Source organism: Stenotrophomonas rhizophila (assembly GCF_003751305.1).
Lineage (GTDB): Bacteria > Pseudomonadota > Gammaproteobacteria > Xanthomonadales > Xanthomonadaceae > Stenotrophomonas > Stenotrophomonas rhizophila_B.
Genome location: NZ_RJKV01000004.1, coordinates 15,648 through 32,693, shown reverse-complemented (window position 1 = coordinate 32,693; position 17,046 = coordinate 15,648). Strand labels below are relative to the sequence as shown.

The following is a 17,046-nucleotide window of genomic DNA, read 5'->3' as shown; positions in this document are numbered from 1 at the left end:
GGAAGCCGGCCGGATCGGGCGATGCGGGCAGCTCAGCCGGCGTCGATGACCAGATCCATCGACTTGTAGCGTTCGATGGCGCGCTTGCTCTCTTCGTAGTAGGTCTTCTGCGACGGCGGGACGTAGTACTCCGAATAGGAGCCGTCGCCATCGGTCAGGATGTACTCGGCGCCGAGGTTGGAGACCCTGTCCAGTGCGCACTCTTCGAAGAATGTGCAGCCGAGGAACAGGTTGTGGGCCTTCTTCACCCCGAGCAGGCTGATCAGCGACGGCGCCAAGTCCAGCGAATTCTTGCCGGCCACGTCGATCATCTGGTGCTCGGCACCCTTCCAATACATCAGCAGCGGGATGGTGTCGACGAAGTACCCTGGTACGCGGTCATCCGCCCGGACCGCGTTGGGTCCGGGGAAGGTGGAGTGGTCGGCGGTGAATACCAACAGCGTGTTCTCATGCAGGCGGCTTGCCATGAAACGGTCAATGAACCTGCCGAGATCGCGGTCGTAAGTATGGAAGCGGTTAAGCAGCGGGTTTTCGCCGCCCGCATAGGCGTACTCACCATCCAGAAACGCGTGCGTCTGAAAGTTATAGGCAGCGGCGAAGAAGGGCTGGTCGTGGGGCTGCGACTCAAGTTCGGTCAACACGGTGTCGAACAACTCGCTGTCGGAGAGATACTTGGGACGCTCGCCTTCGCCGCCACCGCGCAGGTAGCGGTCATATAGATAATCACGGCCCAGCACGCGGTCGAAGCCCAGCGTTTCGACCATCTTGTTCAGGTACTCCTGCTGGGACAGGAAGAACATGCTGTGGTACCCCTGCGCGCGCAGGACCTCGGGAATGCTGATCCGCGAGATCGCGGTGACATCGTCGGAGACATCTCGCTGCCCGATTCCGGTGCCTTCCTGGTTGTAGCCATCCACCTCTTGGTGGCCCGAGGTCAACTGCCCGCGCAACCCGCGGAAGGTGGCAGCGGTATGGTTGTAGTAGTTGCGAAACACCAGCGAGCCACCGGCAAGGCGGTCCAGATTGGGAGTCACCCCCGGGTGCCGGCTGTCGTAGGTGTCCATCCACCGGGCCGACATGCCCTCGGTGAAGATCACAATCACGTTCGGCCGCTCGGGCAGCGCGTGGGTAAACGCCTCCGGGAAACCCTGCTGATAGACGGTGCGCCGCGAGAACTCGGCGCGGGTCTCGATCAATTCGGCTGCACTGAGCTGGAGCTGGCCACTCATGCCGGCCGACGTGGCGGCCGAGCGCAGGAAGGAAGAGATCGGTGCCTCCCCGCGCGCGACCACGATGCCACGGGCCAGTGGCTGAGTGGTCAGCAGCGTGGCATAGCATGTACCCACCACCAAAATGACAACTGCGGTGATGCGACGCGATAGTGGCTTGTATGTGGTGCGGACCACGCAGGCATGGCCGATGAACGCTGCCAGGAATACCGCCAGCAGCGCGTAGATGCCATCGAACGCGATCAGCCCGACCACTTCGTGGTTGGCGAATGCGATCGGAGGAATGAGGCCGCCGGAAATCCAGATCGAATAGAGCTGGGCCATGTAGATGCAACCAGCAAGCGCGGGCAGCACCAGCATCAGGATGCGCAACGGCACCAAGCGCAAGCGCAGCGTCAGCCGCGTTGCCAAGTCAAGCAGCACAAGCTCAAGCGCGCAGCTTGCGGCAAACACAGCGAGGTCCGAAGCTGCTTGGAAGCGCAGCATTCGGAAGAGCAGGACAAGGGTCGAGAGTCCTGCGACGTACGTTCCCCACGCGGGAAGCCGCCGGAGGAGGGTCGAATCTGAGATATTCATCATCTGAACGGGCGATCCCGTGGGATCTTTCCTGCAACGCTCCTTGTAAGTTCCTGTCCCTGCTTTCACTGCGGCCCAAGTTAAGGCCGCGTTATGGGGGGCATCATACGACGTGTGTCATACGACTGAAATACTGATCGATCTTTCCGCCACATTCTGTGTGGTCGATAGCAAATCAAGCGCACCCCAACGTATCCCCGGCAGGCACCTCGTCCGATGCAGATACGCGACGGCCGGCGTAGCCAAATGAAAAAGGCCGGAATCCACGGGGGACTCCGGCCTTCAAATGTCGCGCTGGCGCCTTTGGCCTTACAGCGCCTTTTCCAACTCCGGCAACAACGTGAACAGATCACCCACCAACCCGATATCGGCGATCTCGAAGATCGGCGAATCCGGGTCCTTGTTGATCGCCACGATCGTCCCGGCGTCCTTGATCCCGGTCAGATGCTGGATGGCACCACTGATACCCACCGCCACGTACAGCTCCGGCGAGATGATCTTGCCGGTCTGGCCGACCTGCAGATCACTCGGCACGTAGCCGGCATCCACGGCGGCGCGCGAGGCACCGACGGCGGCACCGAGCTTGTCGGCCAGCTGGAAGATCACCTTGAAGTTCTCTTCCGAGCCCACGCCACGGCCACCGGAGACCACGCGCTTGGCGCTCTGGAGGTCCGGGCGGTCGGTCGCACCGGCCGCCAGACCGACAAAGCGGGTGTGGGTCGGCAGGGCCGCATCGACGCTGGCCGCTTCCACAGCAGCGCTGCCACCCTTGGCGGCTTCCGGCCAGGAGGCCGCACGCACGGTGGCGACCACGATCTGGTCGGCCGGCACCTCCACGGTGATGATCGCGTTGCCCGCGTAGATAGGGCGCTTAAAGCTGTGGCTGCCTTCGACGGTCATCAGGTCCGAGACCTGGTTGACGCCCAGCAGGGCGGCCACGCACGGCATCAGGTCCTTGCCGAAAGTGGTCGAGGGGCCAAATACGTGGGTGTAGCCGGTGGCCAGCTGCGCGATCTGCGGGGCCAGCACCTGGGCCAGCGCCTGGGCGTTGGCGGCGTTGGTCACGGTCAGCACCTTGGCGACGCCGGCCAGCTGCGCTGCTTCAGCGGCCACGGCAGCCGGATCGGCGGCCAGCACCAGCACGTCGATGCTGGCGCCGCTGATCGCAGCGGCCGCGCTCACGGTCTTGGCGGTGGCGGCATTGAGCTTGCCGTCGTGGTGTTCAGCGACAACGAGGATCTTGGTCATTACAGCAACCCCTTCTGCTTGAGTGCGGCGACCAGTTCGGCCGCGTCCTTGACCATCACGCCCTTGCTGCGCTTGACCGGCGCGGCGTACTGGGTGGTCTTGAAGGTATCAGCGGCTTCAACGCCGAGGTCGGCCAGCTGCAGAGTTTCCAGCGGCTTGGCCTTGGCCTTCATGATGTCCGGCAGCTTGATGAAGCGCGGCTCGTTCAGGCGCAAATCGGTGGTGACCACGGCCGGCAGGTCGACTTCCAGCGTTTCCAGGCCGGCATCGACTTCACGGGTGACCGTGGCCTTGCCGTCGGCGATCTCCAGCTTGCTGGCAAAGGTCGCCTGCGGGCGGCCCCACAGCGTGGCCAGCATCTGGCCGGTCTGGTTGGCGTCGTCGTCGATGGCCTGCTTGCCGAGGATCACCAGGTCCGGCTGTTCCTTCTCGACCAGCTTGAGCAGGGTGCGCGCGGCGGTGAGCGGCTGGATGGCCTGGTCGGTCACGACATGGATGGCGCGGTTGGCGCCCATGGCCAGGCCGTTGCGCAGGTGGGCCTGGGCATCTGCCGGTGCGATCGTGGCAACCACGACCTCGGTGGCGATGCCCTTGTCACGCAGGCGCAGCGCTTCTTCCAGCGCGATTTCATCGAAGGGGTTGGGGGACAGCTTGACGCCGTCGGTGACCACGCCGGAACCGTCCGGCTTGACCTGAATGCGGACGTTGTAGTCCACCACGCGCTTGTACGCGACGAGGATTTTCATCTGGAGCTGGATCCTTCAATAACGGGAGAACGTCCGGTTCTTCGACTAGCAACCGGTTCGGGGGTGGGACCCGGATTCTAACTGGCTGGAGGCGACCATGCGAATGCGTATGGTGATGCTGCAGTGCCGCACGGAACGTAACGCAATCAGTCTTGTTCACGTGTTGCAGGCAGTCGTGAAGGCGGCCGCAATGTATCCTGTGGCGCTGAATTGGACGCCAGCTGGCGCCTCCCATGCACATATAACAGGAGAACAGGTAGTGCCCACATGGCTTGTCACCGGCGGAGCCGGATTCATTGGCGGTAACTTTGTCCTCGAAGCAGTCGCCAAGGGCGTGCGGGTCATCAACCTGGATGCGCTGACCTACGCGGGCAATCTGAAGACCCTGGCCTCGCTGGATGGCAATCCCAACCACGTGTTCGTCGAGGGCGACATCGGCGACCAGGCCCTCGTCTCCCGCCTGCTGGCCGAACACCAGCCGGATGCCGTGCTGAACTTTGCTGCGGAAAGCCACGTGGATCGCTCCATCGACGGCCCCGGCGCGTTCATCCAGACCAACGTGGTCGGCACCTTGGCGCTTCTGGAAGCCGTGCGCGACTATTGGAAAGTGCTGCCGGCCGACAAGGGTCAGGCGTTCCGCTTCCTGCACGTGTCCACCGATGAGGTGTACGGCACCCTCGGTGAGACCGGCAAGTTCAGCGAGACCACGCCGTACGCGCCCAACTCGCCGTACTCGGCGTCCAAGGCGGCCTCCGACCATCTGGTGCGCGCGTTCCACCACACCTACGGGCTGCCGGTGCTGACCACCAACTGCTCCAACAACTACGGCCCGTACCACTTCCCCGAGAAGCTGATCCCGCTGGTGATCGCCAAGGCGTTGGCCGGCGAGCCGCTGCCGGTCTATGGCGATGGCAAGCAGGTGCGCGACTGGTTGTTCGTGAGCGACCACTGCGAAGCGATCCGCACCGTGCTGGCCAAGGGTCAGGTCGGCGAGACCTACAACGTCGGCGGCAATTCCGAAAAAGAAAACATTGAAGTGGTGCACGCCATCTGCGCGCTGCTCGATGCCCGTCGCCCGCGTGAGGATGGCCAGCCGCGCAGCAGTCAGATCACTTATGTGACCGACCGCCCTGGCCATGACCGTCGCTACGCGATCGACGCCTCCAAGTTGAAGGATCAGCTGGGCTGGGAACCGAAGTACACCTTCGAGCAGGGCATCGGCTTCACGGTGGACTGGTACCTGGACAACCAGGAGTGGGTCAACGGCGTGCTTGATGGCAGCTACCGCCTGCAGCGTATCGGCACCACCGCCTGAGGGCGGTGATCACCAGACAGAGGACAACCGCATGACTCAACGCAAGGGCATCATCCTCGCGGGTGGTTCGGGTACGCGCCTGTATCCGATCACCAAGGGCGTCAGCAAGCAGCTGCTGCCCGTGTACGACAAGCCGATGATCTATTACCCGCTCAGCGTGCTGATGCTGGCAGGGATCCGGGAAGTACTCATCATCAACACGCCGCACGAGCAGGCCTTGTTCCAGCAGCTGCTGGGTGACGGTTCGCAGTGGGGCATGGATATCCAGTACGCCGCGCAGCCCAGCCCCGACGGGCTGGCGCAGGCCTATCTGATTGGCCGCGAGTTCCTGGACGGAAAGCCGAGTTGCCTGGTCCTGGGCGACAACGTGTTTCATGGCCATGGCCTTACCGACGTGCTCAAGCGTGCCGATGCCCGTGAGAGCGGCGCCACGGTGTTCGGGTACTGGGTCAACGACCCGGAGCGCTATGGCGTGGCCGAGTTCGACAAGGACGGCAAAGTCATCGGCTTGGTCGAGAAGCCTGCCGAACCCCGTTCCAACTATGCAGTGACCGGTCTGTATTTCTATGACGGCAAGGCCAGCGACTACGCGGCCGAACTCAAGCCGTCGCCGCGTGGTGAGCTGGAAATCACCGACCTCAACCAGCGTTACCTGGACGAGGGCGCGCTGCATCTGGAACCGCTCGGCCGTGGTTATGCATGGCTGGACACCGGTACGCACCAATCGCTGTTGGAAGCCTCCAACTTCATCGAGACGATCCAGACTCGCCAAGGTTTGCAGGTCTGCTGCCCGGAGGAAATCGCGTTCGGCCAGGGGTGGATCAATGCCGAACAGCTGGAGGCGCTTGCTGCCCCGTTGATCAAGAACGGCTACGGCCAATATCTGCATAAGCTGGCTGTGCGAGGAGTTGTACCGTGAAAATCATTGAGACCAAGCTTCCTGGTTGCGTCGTGATCGAGCCGGCGGTGTTCGGCGATGAGCGTGGCTTCTTCTTCGAGACCTGGAACGCGGCCCGCTTTGCTGAACATGGACTGCCGACGAAGTTCGTGCAGAGCAATGTTTCGAGTTCCGCAAAGGGCGTGCTGCGTGGCCTGCATTACCAGTGGCCGCGGCCGCAGGGCAAGCTGGTCAGCGTGCTTGAAGGCGAGGTGTACGACGTGGCGGTGGATATCCGTCGCGGCTCGCCCACCTTCGGGCAGTGGGCGGCCGTGGTGCTGAGCGCGGAGAACAAAAAGCAGTTCTGGATTCCGGAAGGCTTCGCGCATGGTTTTGCGGTGCTGTCCGAGCGTGCGATTTTCAGTTACCTCTGCACCGAGGTATACCTGAAGGACTTCGACGCCGGCGTGCGCTGGAACGACGCCGACATCGCGGTCGACTGGCCGATCAGTGCACCGACGCTCTCGAGTAAGGACGAAAGCGCGCCGTTCCTGAAGGACATCGCCGAGGACCGCCTGCCGGTTTTCCAGCCGTGACGATCCTGCTTCTCGGTGCCAATGGCCAGCTCGGCCAGGAACTGCAGCGCGCATTGGCCCCGCTGGGCACGATCGTGGCGACCACCCGCAGCGGCGTGCTGCCGGATGGCAGTGCGTGCGAGGTGGCCGACTTTGATCAGCCCGCCTCGCTGGTCACTCTACTTGACCGCGTACAGCCTGCGGTGGTGGTTAATGCAGCCGCGTATACGGCTGTGGATCGCGCTGAAGAAGACCGTGACGCTGCTTGGCGTGCCAACGATGAGTCCCCCGGCGTGTTGGCACGCTGGTGTGCCAAGCATGGGGTACCGATGGTGCATTACTCCACCGATTATGTCTTTGATGGACAGGGTTCGCGTCCGTATCGGGAAAGTGACGCCACTGCTCCGCTAGGCGTATACGGCGCGAGCAAACTTGCCGGCGAAGAGGCCATCCGAGCCGCGGGTGGTCGGCACCTGATCTTCCGAACAGCCTGGGTGTATGCATCGCACAGCGCCAATTTCCTGCGCACCATGCTTCGGGTGGGCGCGAACCGCGATGTGCTCCGCGTAGTTGCCGACCAGGTCGGCACGCCCACACCAGCGTCATTGATTGCCGATGTGACTGCACGGGCGCTGCAGCACGACGGCGGGCTGTCAGGTACCTGGCACTTGACCGCCAATGGTGAAACCAGCTGGCATGGCTTCGCCGAGGCAATCTTTGCCGAGGCGGTTCCGGCAGGCGTGCTTGCACGCGCTCCGACAGTGGAAGCGATCACGACCGCCGAGTACCCGACGCCAGCCAAGCGTCCCGCCTACTCTCACCTGGACGTTGCCAAGTTGGAGAAGGACTTCGGCATCGTTCTGCCAGCGTGGCAGGATGGGTTGAAGCGGGTCATCGCAGAGATGTAAGTAAGACCGATTCGTCCGCGATAAAAGAAACCCGGCCTTGGCCGGGTTTCTTCTTTGCTGATGACCTGATTGATCAGCTCCGACCGTACGTATCCTCAAACCGCACGATATCGTCCTCGCCCAGATAACTGCCCGACTGTACTTCGATCAGCTCCAGCGGCAGCTTGCCCGGGTTCTTCAGGCGATGGGTCACGCCCAGCGGGATGTAGGTGCTCTGGTTCTCGGTGAGCAGCAGTACCTCGTCACCGCGCGTGACCTCAGCCGTACCACTGACCACGATCCAGTGCTCGGCGCGGTGGTGGTGCATCTGCAGGCTCAGCGTCGCGCCCGGCTTGACCGTAATGCGCTTGACCTGGAAGCGGGCCCCGTTGTCGATTGAATCATACGCACCCCAAGGGCGGTATACCTTGCGGTGCCAGGTCGCTTCGGGACGGCCATCGGCCTTGATCCGTGCGACGACCTGCTTGATTTCCTGCATACGGTCGCTCTTGCCGACCATGACGGCATCGTCGGTTTCCACCACGATCACGTCATCCAGCCCGACCAGTGCGATCAGCCGCTCGCCGTAGGCAAAGGTGTTGCGGCAGTCGATCGCGATGACGTCGCCGTGGTGCGCGTTGCCATCCCCGTCCTGCTCGGACACGTCGCGCAGTGCCGTCCACGAACCTACGTCGTTCCACCCTGCGTCCAGTGGCACGACCACGGCGTCCGCAGTCTTTTCCATCACCGCGTAGTCGATCGAGTCCGATGGCACCGCAGCGAAGGCTTCTTTGTCCAGACGGGTGAAGTCGCTGTCGCGACGTGCCTGCTGCCATGCCGTTCGGCTGCCAGCGAGCATGGCGGGATGGAATTTCTCCAACTCGGCCAGGAAGCGGGAGGCCTTGAACAGGAACATGCCGCTGTTCCAGAAGTACTCACCCGACTGCACGTAAGCGCTCGCGGTCTCCGCATCGGGTTTCTCGACAAACCGGTCCACGGCGCGGACATCGCCGCCGGAGGCCGCCTTGATGTAGCCGTAGCCGGTTTCCGGGCCGGTCGGCACGATACCGAAGGTCACCAGCTTGCCGGACTCCGCGGCCGGTACCGCGCGCAGCACAGCGGCGCGGAACGCATCCTCATCTGCGATCACGTGATCCGAGGGCAGCACCAGCAGCAGTGCATCATCGCCATCCCGGGTGGCTTCCAGTGCCGCCACCGCGATCGCCGGTGCGGTGTTGCGACCGACCGGCTCCAGCAGGATCGCCTGCGGTTCCACGCCAAGCTGCTGCAGCTGCTCGGCGGCGACGAAGCGATGTTCCTCGTTGGCGACAATCAGCGGCGCACGGCCGGCGATCGGCGCAACGCGCTCCCACGTGGCCTGCAGCATGGTCTGTTCGCCGGCCAGGGCCAGGAACTGCTTGGGGTAGGACTCGCGCGACAGCGGCCACAGGCGGGTGCCGGAGCCACCAGAAAGGATGACGGGAAGAAGGGTCTGCATGGTGAAGGGCTCGCCTCAAGCGTCCTTGATCAACTGGGAGAGTTCATCAGTGCGTGCCCGCAGCAGTGCTGCGTCGCCCCGGGTCTCAACATTCAAACGGAGCAGCGGCTCGGTGTTGGAGCTGCGCAGGTTGAAACGCCAGTCGCCAAAATCGGCACTGATGCCATCGGTGTGATCCAGCGAGGGCGACTGCGCGGCAAAGTGCTCCATCACGCGGGCGACGGAACGCTTGGCGTCGGTGACCTTGAAGTTGATCTCGCCGCTGCACGGGAATTTCTGCATGCGCGCCTCGACCAGATCGGCCAGCGAACGGCCGGACTCGGATACCAGCGCCGCAATGAGCAGCCACGGAATCATGCCGGAATCGGCGTAGGCGAATTCGCGGAAATAATGGTGCGCACTCATCTCGCCACCGTAGACGGCGTTTTCCGAGCGCATCTTCTCCTTGATGAAGGCGTGGCCGCTCTTGCACAGCACCGGCTGGCCACCGGCTTCCTCGACCATCTCCACCGTGTTCCAGGTCAGGCGCGGGTCGTGCACGATCTTGCCGCCGGGCTGGCGTGCCAGGATCGCCTGGGCGAGCAGGCCGACCAGGTAATAGCCTTCGATGAAGCGGCCGTTATGGTCAAAGAAGAAGCAGCGGTCGAAATCGCCATCCCAGGCGATACCGAAGTCCGCGCCGTGCTCGCGCACGGCCTGCGCGGTGAGCTCGCGGTTTTCCGGCAGCAGCGGGTTGGGAATGCCGTTCGGGAAGCTGCCATCGGGCTCATGGCAGATGCGGATGAACTCCAGCGGCAGGTGCGGGGCGAGCAGATCCACGATCGTACCGGCGCCGCCATTGCCGGCGTTGACCACCAGCTTCAGCGGCTTGAGGGCCTTGGGCTCGATGTAGCTCAGCAGATGCGCGATGTAGGCGCTCTTGTCCGGATGCGACTGCAAGCCGGCACGCGGCGGGGCGGCGGGCGCCTGGTCGGCTTCGACCGCGTCGGAGATGGCGAACAGGCCGGTATCGGAGCTGATCGGGCGAGCCTGCTCCTTGACCAGCTTCATCCCGTTGTAATCCATCGGATTGTGGCTGGCGGTGACCATCACGCCCCCGGCGGCCTTCAGGTGATCCACCTGGAAGTAGACCTCCTCCGTCCCGCACAGCCCGATATCGAGCACCTCACGGCCGGCGCCGCGAAGGCCAGCAGCCAGGGCGTCCTGCAGGGCCTGGCTGGTCAGGCGGATGTCATGGCCGACCACCACGGTGCCTGGGGAGAGCTGGGCATCCAGCGCCACGCCGATACGGCGGGCCAGGTCTTCGTTCAGTTCATCCGGCACGCGGCCGCGGATGTCGTATGCCTTGAATGCGGGGAGCGTCATCTATTCCAGTCCTTCTGACAGTCAGATTATTAGTGTAGCCGTACCCATGTATGGGAATCGTTTTCAGTGAGGTGATCGTGGACCTCTGGTCATCAGTGCCCGGGAACGCCCTGAGCAATGGCTACAATGCCTGCTTACATCAACGAGGTGAGGGCGTAGATGAGCAAGTCCCCAGACAACGCCAAGCGGCGCGGAAAGCAATACGCCAGTGCGGCCGAGGCGCTGCAGGGCGCTGTCGCCGATGGTCAGACCCTGGCGGTCGGCGGGTTCGGCCTGTGCGGTATCCCCGAGGCACTGATCGCCGCGCTGCGCGATACCGGTGCCAAGGATCTGACCGTGATCTCCAACAATGCGGGCGTCGATGGCTTTGGCCTCGGCCAGCTGCTGACCACCCGCCAGATCCGGAAAATGATCTCGTCCTACGTGGGCGAGAACAAGGAATTCGAACGCCAGTACCTGGCCGGTGAGCTCGAACTGGAGTTCAACCCGCAGGGCACCCTGGCCGAGCGGCTGCGTGCCGGCGGCGCCGGCATCCCGGCATTTTTCACTGCGACCGGCTACGGCACGGTGGTCGCCGAGGGCAAGGAAACCCGCGAGTTCGACGGCAAGCACTATGTGATGGAGACCGCGCTGCGCGCGGACATTGCACTGGTCAAGGCCTGGAAGGCCGACGAGGCCGGCAATCTGGTATTCCGCAAGACCGCGCGCAACTTCAACCCGGCGTGTGCGATGGCCGGCAAGCTGTGCATCGTGGAAGTGGAAGAGGTGGTGCCGGTGGGCAGCATCGATCCAGATCAGGTGCATCTGCCGGGCATCTATGTGCACCGCATCGTGCACAACCCGCATCCCGAGAAGCGTATCGAACAGCGAACCGTGCGCCAGGAGGCGAACTGAGATGGGCTGGACCCGCGATGAAATGGCACAACGCGCCGCGCGCGAACTGACCGACGGCGCTTACGTGAACCTGGGTATCGGCCTGCCGACCTTGGTCGCCAACCACATTCCCGACGGTGTGGATGTCTGGCTGCAGTCCGAAAATGGCCTGCTCGGCATCGGCCCGTTCCCGACCGAGGCAGAGGTCGACGCAGACCTGATCAATGCTGGCAAGCAGACGGTGACCGCGCGTGCGGGTGCCAGCTACTTCGGCAGCCACGACAGCTTCGCGATGATCCGCGGCGGCCACATCAACCTGGCCATCCTCGGCGCGATGCAGGTGACCGACAAAGGCGACCTGGCCAACTGGATGGTGCCCGGCAAGATGGTCAAGGGCATGGGTGGGGCGATGGATCTGGTCGCCGGCGTGCAGCGCGTGGTGGTACTGATGGAGCACACCGCCAAGAGCGGCGAGCACAAGATTCTGCCCGAGTGCACGCTGCCGCTGACCGGTGTGGGCGTGGTCGATCGCATCATCACCGAGCTGGCCGTGTTCGATGTCACCGACAAGGGATTGGTCCTGGTCGAGGCGGCCCCGGGCGTGGGCATCGAGGAGTTGAAGGAAAAAACCGGCGTGACGTTCGTCGCAGGTTGATGGTCGGACCGCCCCGGAATTCCCGGGGCGGTCTGGTCAGTTGCGCTTGGCGTAGGCGTAGCTGCTCGCGTCCGATGAGCCGGTGCCAAGGTTGTCCAAACGGAATCCATTCTGCGCGCAGACCGCGCCCAGCACCCGCTCAATTGCGTGCGCCATGGTCCCGTCGATCTGCCCTTGCTCTACCTCGAACGCGCTGCGATACAAGTGCGCGTCCAAGAGTGGACGCAGTGCCGCCAGCCGCACCCAGAACATGCTGCCTGCGCTGAACTGCGCATCGTTCGGATCCACCGATAGGCCCAGGCGGGCTCGCAGGTGCGCCAGCGCGGGGGCGTTGGCGCCCACGTACTCGCTTACCGATAGAAGGTGGCCCTGAGGCGCCAGCAGGCCGAGCTGCGGATCGTGCTTGAAGGCGGCGACGGCTTCTCTGGCATGGTCATCCATCAACAGCTGCTTCAGCATCTCATCGCGCCACTGCGCACCATTGGTCATGTGGGTGGAGCGCTTGGTGTGCAGCTTCAGCACCACGTCTTCTCCCTGCCCAAGCAACAGGTCAGCAACCTGCAGGAACGGCAGAATGTCGCGACCATGGTTGGGGTACACCATTACCTCGCCGGGAAGAGCCGCTTCCCGCAATGACGCCTCCACCGATGCCCGATGCTCGGGCGAGGTGGTGATGACGATGCGGCAGTCCAACTCGCTTACTTTGAGCTGCTCCAGCAATGCCGCGAACTCTGGCATGTGCCACGCATGAATCACCACGCACGGGCGCGCGGTGACGTTTTCCACCGTCGGCACATTCAGCGCATCCCGCGTCGCTTGCAGATACGCATGCCCCAACCGCGCATCCGGCTCCAGCACCGCACCCTCGGCCCATTCGTTCCAGGCATTGATGAAGACCAGCCGCTGGTTGGCCGGCACCGGTGCCAAGCGCCGGTGGATCGTCGCAGACAACCAGTCGCCATAACCGCGCGGTGAGGCATGCAGATAGACGCGCCCTTTGCCGGAGCGGCGCGCTTCGTTATCCCAGCCCGGATTGACCCCGGGGTAAAGCGTGTAGGGCGGCAGCGGACGCGCGGCGATCTCTGCGGCCAGCTCGCGCCAGTCGCGCACATCACCTTCAAAATCCGGGTTGATCAGATACTGGTCGGCGGTGAGCGAGCGCGGGTTGCTCATGTTCGGCGGGAACTCGACAGCCGCGTCGAATCCGATGTCGCGCGGATCGGGGCGTTCAAAGCCCTGTACATACGCCAGGTGGATCTCACCGATGCCGTTGTCCAGGCACCACTGGCGCCAGCGCTGGGCGGTGGCGCGTGCATCGGGTAGCAGGTGCGGACGATAGACCAGCAGCATGGGCTTACCGTCGACCTTCAATGCACGGCGGTCACGGAGGTAGTCGGCGACGTGGGCGATGAAGGCCAGGTCATCTTCGGCGCTGTGCTGCTGCCCGATCAGGATGTCTTCGTCGCGGCCGTCCCAGCGCCGGGCCCAGTTCTCGTTGGCCCAGCACAGGCAGAACGGCAGGTCGATGCTGTCATCGGCCAGCCACTGGCGCAGCGGGTCTTCCATCAACGTGGTGCCGCTGAACCAGTAGTAGTAGAAGCAGAACGCGCCGATGCCGTATTCGCTGGCCAGCTGCGCCTGGTCGCGCATGATCTGCGGGTTGCGCAGATCATAGAACCCCAGGTCAGCAGGCAGGCGCGGCTGGAGGTGGCCCTCGAACTGGGGCAGGGCGCGGGTGACATTGCGCCATTCGGTGAAGCCCTTGCCCCACCACGCATCGTTTTCGGCGAACGGATGGAACTGCGGCAGGTAGAACGCCACGAGTGTGGCGGGCAGCTGCGCGGGCAAGGCCTCCACCCGATGCGGGACGTGGCCGATCGCAGCCTCATCGGCGCGCTGCAGCGGACGATGGGCGGTAGCGGCCGCAGCGGCGATGCGGCCGCGGGGCGGTGGCGGGACCCAGTCGCCGTGGTCGTGCAGGAAGCGTGCGCGAAGCCGATCACGCTGACCATCGGACAGCGGCAGTACCCGGAATCCGGCGCGCAGCGCGACGAAGACCGCTTGGCGCAGCCTGGCCTTGATCGTGCTCACGCGCGACGGACCTCGATCGAGGGGAAAACAACAGCAGGCATGCAGGCTCCAGCGGTACAACGGGTTGGTCGCCATTCTCGGGGTTTGCCTGCGCACGGGCAAATCCCCGCGTGCTAGCGTCACCCCATGGATCTCCACCTCCCCGACGCCCAGGTGCACTGGCACCGCCACTGGCTCTCCCGTGACGCCGCCGACACCCTCCAGCGCACGCTCCGCGACGACGTCCCATGGGAAGTCCACAAGATCCGCATGTTCGGCCGCCAGGTCGATTCTCCGCGTCTGAGCTGCTGGATGGGCGACCCGGCCGCGCGCTATCGCTATTCCGGTACCGAGTTCGTGCCGCAGCCCTGGCATCCGGCGCTGCTGCCGCTGTGCGATCAGCTGGCGACCTTCTGTGGCCACGCATTCAACAGCGTGCTGCTCAACCGCTACCGCGATGGCGATGATGGGATGGGCTGGCACAGCGACAACGAGCCCGAACTGGGGCCGGCCCCGGTGATCGCGTCACTGAGTCTGGGCGCGGCGCGGAGGTTCCTGCTGCGGCGTCGGGACGACCATGCGAAGAAGGCCGAGGTACTGCTGGACCATGGCGATCTGCTGGTGATGGGCGGGCAGACCCAGCGCCTTTACCAGCATTCCCTGCCCAAGAGCGCCCGGCCGCTGGCCGAGCGCCTCAATCTCACGTTCCGCTGGATCAACGCACCCGGGCAGGGGTAACCGCGCTGCGGGCGTGATCCTGCTCGCCGGTCACCAGCGTCCAGCCCACCACGTTCGTGGTCAGCGTCTGCAGCCCCTGTTCCAGCGCGGTGGTGACCTGGGCGACCTCGGTGCTGCCGACCGGGTTTTCCTGGCGGAAGGTGCGGTCGGCGACCACGCGCTGGTCGATCACGTGAATCAGCTTGGCGTTGACCTCGATCAGCGCGGTCGGCGTGGCCTGGCCGCGGTAGTCGGCTTCGAAGCGACGCACGTCCATCGCCAGTTTGTAGTCGGCGCGGATGCCGGTGGTGACGCGGGCGACGCCGTTGATACGGCCCGAGTCCTCGAAGCCGCGCACCAGCGCGTCGTCGAGCATGTCGGTGGCCGGCTGGGCCCAGCTCACGCCCTTGTAGACCTCCAGTTCGGAGGGGGTCGGGCGCACGTTGATGCGGGGGCTGTCGACCACGCGCGCGGCGCTGGGCTTGACCAGTACCAGCTGCCAGTCGACGGTCGGCCAGCTCGGGTCAGCTTGGATGCGGACCACGGGCGAATAGATGGTCACCGCACTGCGTTCGTTGCTGCCCAGCAGCGAGCAGCCGCCAAGCGCGGCGATCAGGGCGATCGGCAGCAGGGGCCGGAAGAAGGTCGGGCGGCTCATTTGGGTTCGAACTCCTTGGGTGCGTCACGGCCGAGCAGGTAGCGTGCCGGGTTGTTGTCCAGGCGGTCGCTGACCCGGCGCAGGTCGCGGATCAGGCCGCGCAGCTCGGTCAGGGTCGGGCCGAGCTGGGCCAGGCCATCGTTGGCGAAGCTGTTGATCGCGGCGCGGTTCTCGCCAAGGATCGAGTCAGCGTTGCCGGCGGCCGAGTCCAGCTTGCTCAGCGTGGTCTCCAGCTTGTCCAGGATTGGCGGCAGCTGCTGCACCAGGTTCTTGTCCAGGCGCTGGATGGTGCCGTTGGTGCTCTTCAGGGTGACATCCAGGCTGCGCGCGGCATCGCGCGCGCTGAGCAGCAGCGCCTGGGTGCCCTGGTCACGGTCGGCCAGGCCGCCGCTTATGGTTTCCAGATTGGCCAGGGTCGCGTTGATGCTGGCCACGTTGCGGTCGCTGAGCACCTGGTCCATGCGCTCGACGATGCGGTTGGCAACATCGGTGATGTTCTGCAGCGCCGACGGGGTGGTCGGGATGATCGGGGCCGGGTCCTTGTTGACCGCGGTCAGCGCGGGGGACTGGGGCGTACCACCGCTGAGCTGGATGATCGACGGACCGGTCAGGCTGGTGATCGCCAGCTTGGCGCGGGTGTCGGTCTTGACCGGGGTGTTGGAGTTCAGGCGGATCCGCGCGACGACCTGGCGCGGATCGTCCGGCACCAGGTTCAACTCGGTGATCGAGCCGACCGCGATGCCGTTGTATTGCACCGGGCTGCCCACCGACAGGCCGGTGACGGCTTCGCGGAAGACCACGCGGTACTCGGTCCAGGTGCGGTCGGAGGAGTACTTGGCGGCCCACAGGCCGAAGGCCAGCAGCGCCAGGCCCACTATCAGGGTGAAGGCGCCGATCAGGACGTAATTGGCTTTGGTTTCCATGGCTTACTCGCTCTCGTGCTTTGCATCGCGCGCAGCACGCGCGCGCGGTCCGTGGAAGTACTCCTGGATCCACGGGTGGTCCAGTTGTTCGATCTCGTGCAGCGGGGCATTGGCGATGACTTTCTTGTCAGCCAGCACCGCCACCCGGTCACAGATCGCATACAGCGTGTCCAGATCGTGTGTGATCAGGAAGACAGTCAGGCCCAGCGCTTCCTGCAGGGTCTTGATCAGGCGGTCGAAGGCGGCCGCGCCGATCGGGTCCAGCCCGGCGGTGGGCTCATCCAGGAACAGCAGCGGCGGGTCCAGCGCCAGCGCCCGGGCCAGGCCGGCACGCTTGCGCATGCCGCCGGACAACTGCGAGGGCAGCTTGTTGATCGCATCGGCCGGCAGGCCGGCCAGCTTCACCTTGAGCAGGGCCAGCTCGTAATGCCAGCGCTCGGGCAGCTCGCCGTGATGTTCCTTCAGCGGCACCTGCACGTTCTCGCCCACGGTCAGGGAGGAGAACAGCGCGCCATCCTGGAACAGCACGCCGGTATTGCGTTCGATATGCAGGCGGTTGACCGGGTCATTGGAGCGGGCATCGACGCCGAGCACCTCGATCTGGCCGTCATCGGGCGTGCGCAGGCCGAGGATGCTGCGCATCAACACCGATTTGCCGGTACCCGAGCCGCCGACCACGCCGAGAATCTCGCCACGGCGCACATCCAGGTCCAGCCCATCGTGCACGACCTGCGCGCCGAACCGGTTGGTCAGCCCGCGCACGCGGATCAGCAGTTCACCGTCATCGGTGGCGGCGTCGTCGCGGTCCGGGGCGGGGGCGGTATCGGTGATCAT

The 17,046-nt window shown here is 64.5% G+C and carries 16 protein-coding genes; 7 read left to right on the top strand and 9 right to left on the bottom strand.

Annotated elements, in window-relative coordinates:
* Positions 1-32: 32 nt before the first annotated feature.
* The 3 genes from EDF74_RS17110 to EDF74_RS17100 form a co-directional block, all read right to left on the bottom strand.
* Positions 33-1,805 (bottom strand): LTA synthase family protein, encoded by a 1,773-nt coding sequence (locus tag EDF74_RS17110; RefSeq protein ID WP_260232309.1) that lies wholly within the window; start codon positions 1,803-1,805, stop codon positions 33-35.
* A gap of 309 nt (positions 1,806-2,114) precedes the next feature.
* Positions 2,115-3,053 (bottom strand): electron transfer flavoprotein subunit alpha/FixB family protein, encoded by a 939-nt coding sequence (locus EDF74_RS17105; RefSeq protein ID WP_123731236.1) that lies wholly within the window; start codon positions 3,051-3,053, stop codon positions 2,115-2,117.
* Positions 3,053-3,799 (bottom strand): electron transfer flavoprotein subunit beta/FixA family protein, encoded by a 747-nt coding sequence (locus EDF74_RS17100; RefSeq protein WP_070426566.1) that lies wholly within the window; start codon positions 3,797-3,799, stop codon positions 3,053-3,055. The genes EDF74_RS17105 and EDF74_RS17100 overlap by 1 nt, the downstream gene beginning before the upstream one ends.
* A gap of 259 nt (positions 3,800-4,058) precedes the next feature.
* On the opposite strand from EDF74_RS17100, the gene rfbB reads away from it, so the two are divergent.
* From rfbB to rfbD, 4 genes are read left to right on the top strand one after another with little or no spacing between them, the layout of a single operon-like run.
* Positions 4,059-5,114: a dTDP-glucose 4,6-dehydratase gene (gene rfbB, locus EDF74_RS17095; protein WP_123731235.1), complete on the top strand. Its 1,056-nt coding sequence runs from the start codon at positions 4,059-4,061 to the stop codon at positions 5,112-5,114.
* Positions 5,115-5,145: 31 nt separating this feature from the next.
* The gene (gene rfbA, locus EDF74_RS17090) at positions 5,146-6,033 is read left to right on the top strand and encodes a glucose-1-phosphate thymidylyltransferase RfbA (protein ID WP_123731234.1); all 888 of its coding nucleotides are present in this window, start codon (positions 5,146-5,148) and stop codon (positions 6,031-6,033) included.
* Positions 6,030-6,587: a dTDP-4-dehydrorhamnose 3,5-epimerase gene (rfbC, locus tag EDF74_RS17085; protein ID WP_123731233.1), complete on the top strand. Its 558-nt coding sequence runs from the start codon at positions 6,030-6,032 to the stop codon at positions 6,585-6,587. Before rfbA ends, rfbC begins: the two co-directional genes overlap by 4 nt.
* Positions 6,584-7,474, top strand: coding sequence for a dTDP-4-dehydrorhamnose reductase (gene rfbD / locus EDF74_RS17080; protein WP_123731232.1), 891 nt, complete (start codon positions 6,584-6,586; stop codon positions 7,472-7,474). Before rfbC ends, rfbD begins: the two co-directional genes overlap by 4 nt.
* Positions 7,475-7,547: 73 nt before the next feature.
* Here rfbD and EDF74_RS17075 read toward each other — a convergent pair whose 3' ends face one another.
* Both EDF74_RS17075 and EDF74_RS17070 read right to left on the bottom strand, forming a co-directional pair.
* Complete coding sequence (locus EDF74_RS17075) at positions 7,548-8,951, bottom strand: mannose-1-phosphate guanylyltransferase/mannose-6-phosphate isomerase (RefSeq protein WP_123731231.1); 1,404 nt, start codon at positions 8,949-8,951, stop codon at positions 7,548-7,550.
* A gap of 15 nt (positions 8,952-8,966) precedes the next feature.
* A complete protein-coding gene (locus EDF74_RS17070; RefSeq protein ID WP_123731230.1) occupies positions 8,967-10,316 on the bottom strand; it encodes a phosphomannomutase in 1,350 nt (449 codons plus the stop codon).
* 159 nt (positions 10,317-10,475) lie between these two features.
* On the opposite strand from EDF74_RS17070, the gene EDF74_RS17065 reads away from it, so the two are divergent.
* Both EDF74_RS17065 and EDF74_RS17060 read left to right on the top strand, forming a co-directional pair.
* Positions 10,476-11,210, top strand: a complete 735-nt coding sequence (locus EDF74_RS17065; RefSeq protein ID WP_123731229.1) for a CoA transferase subunit A — start codon at positions 10,476-10,478, stop codon at positions 11,208-11,210.
* Between the two features lies 1 nt (position 11,211).
* Positions 11,212-11,844, top strand: coding sequence for a CoA transferase subunit B (locus EDF74_RS17060; RefSeq protein WP_123731228.1), 633 nt, complete (start codon positions 11,212-11,214; stop codon positions 11,842-11,844).
* Between the two features lie 36 nt (positions 11,845-11,880).
* Here EDF74_RS17060 and EDF74_RS17055 read toward each other — a convergent pair whose 3' ends face one another.
* Complete coding sequence (locus EDF74_RS17055; RefSeq protein WP_311316920.1) at positions 11,881-13,935, bottom strand: glycoside hydrolase family 99-like domain-containing protein; 2,055 nt, start codon at positions 13,933-13,935, stop codon at positions 11,881-11,883.
* 126 nt (positions 13,936-14,061) lie between these two features.
* On the opposite strand from EDF74_RS17055, the gene EDF74_RS17050 reads away from it, so the two are divergent.
* A complete protein-coding gene (locus tag EDF74_RS17050) occupies positions 14,062-14,652 on the top strand; it encodes an alpha-ketoglutarate-dependent dioxygenase AlkB family protein (protein WP_123731226.1) in 591 nt (196 codons plus the stop codon).
* Here EDF74_RS17050 and EDF74_RS17045 read toward each other — a convergent pair.
* The 3 genes from EDF74_RS17045 to EDF74_RS17035 are packed head-to-tail and all read right to left on the bottom strand — an operon-like array spanning position 14,630 to position 17,046.
* Entirely contained in the window at positions 14,630-15,289 is a 660-nt protein-coding gene (locus EDF74_RS17045; RefSeq protein ID WP_123731225.1) for an ABC-type transport auxiliary lipoprotein family protein, read from the bottom strand. The two genes, EDF74_RS17050 and EDF74_RS17045, sit on opposite strands and share 23 nt — an antisense overlap.
* The gene (locus EDF74_RS17040) at positions 15,286-16,212 is read right to left on the bottom strand and encodes an MlaD family protein (protein WP_019182569.1); all 927 of its coding nucleotides are present in this window, start codon (positions 16,210-16,212) and stop codon (positions 15,286-15,288) included. The genes EDF74_RS17045 and EDF74_RS17040 overlap by 4 nt, the downstream gene beginning before the upstream one ends.
* Before the next feature lie 3 nt (positions 16,213-16,215).
* On the bottom strand, positions 16,216-17,046 hold the full coding sequence (locus tag EDF74_RS17035) for an ABC transporter ATP-binding protein (RefSeq protein ID WP_123731224.1): 831 nt from the start codon (positions 17,044-17,046) through the stop codon (positions 16,216-16,218).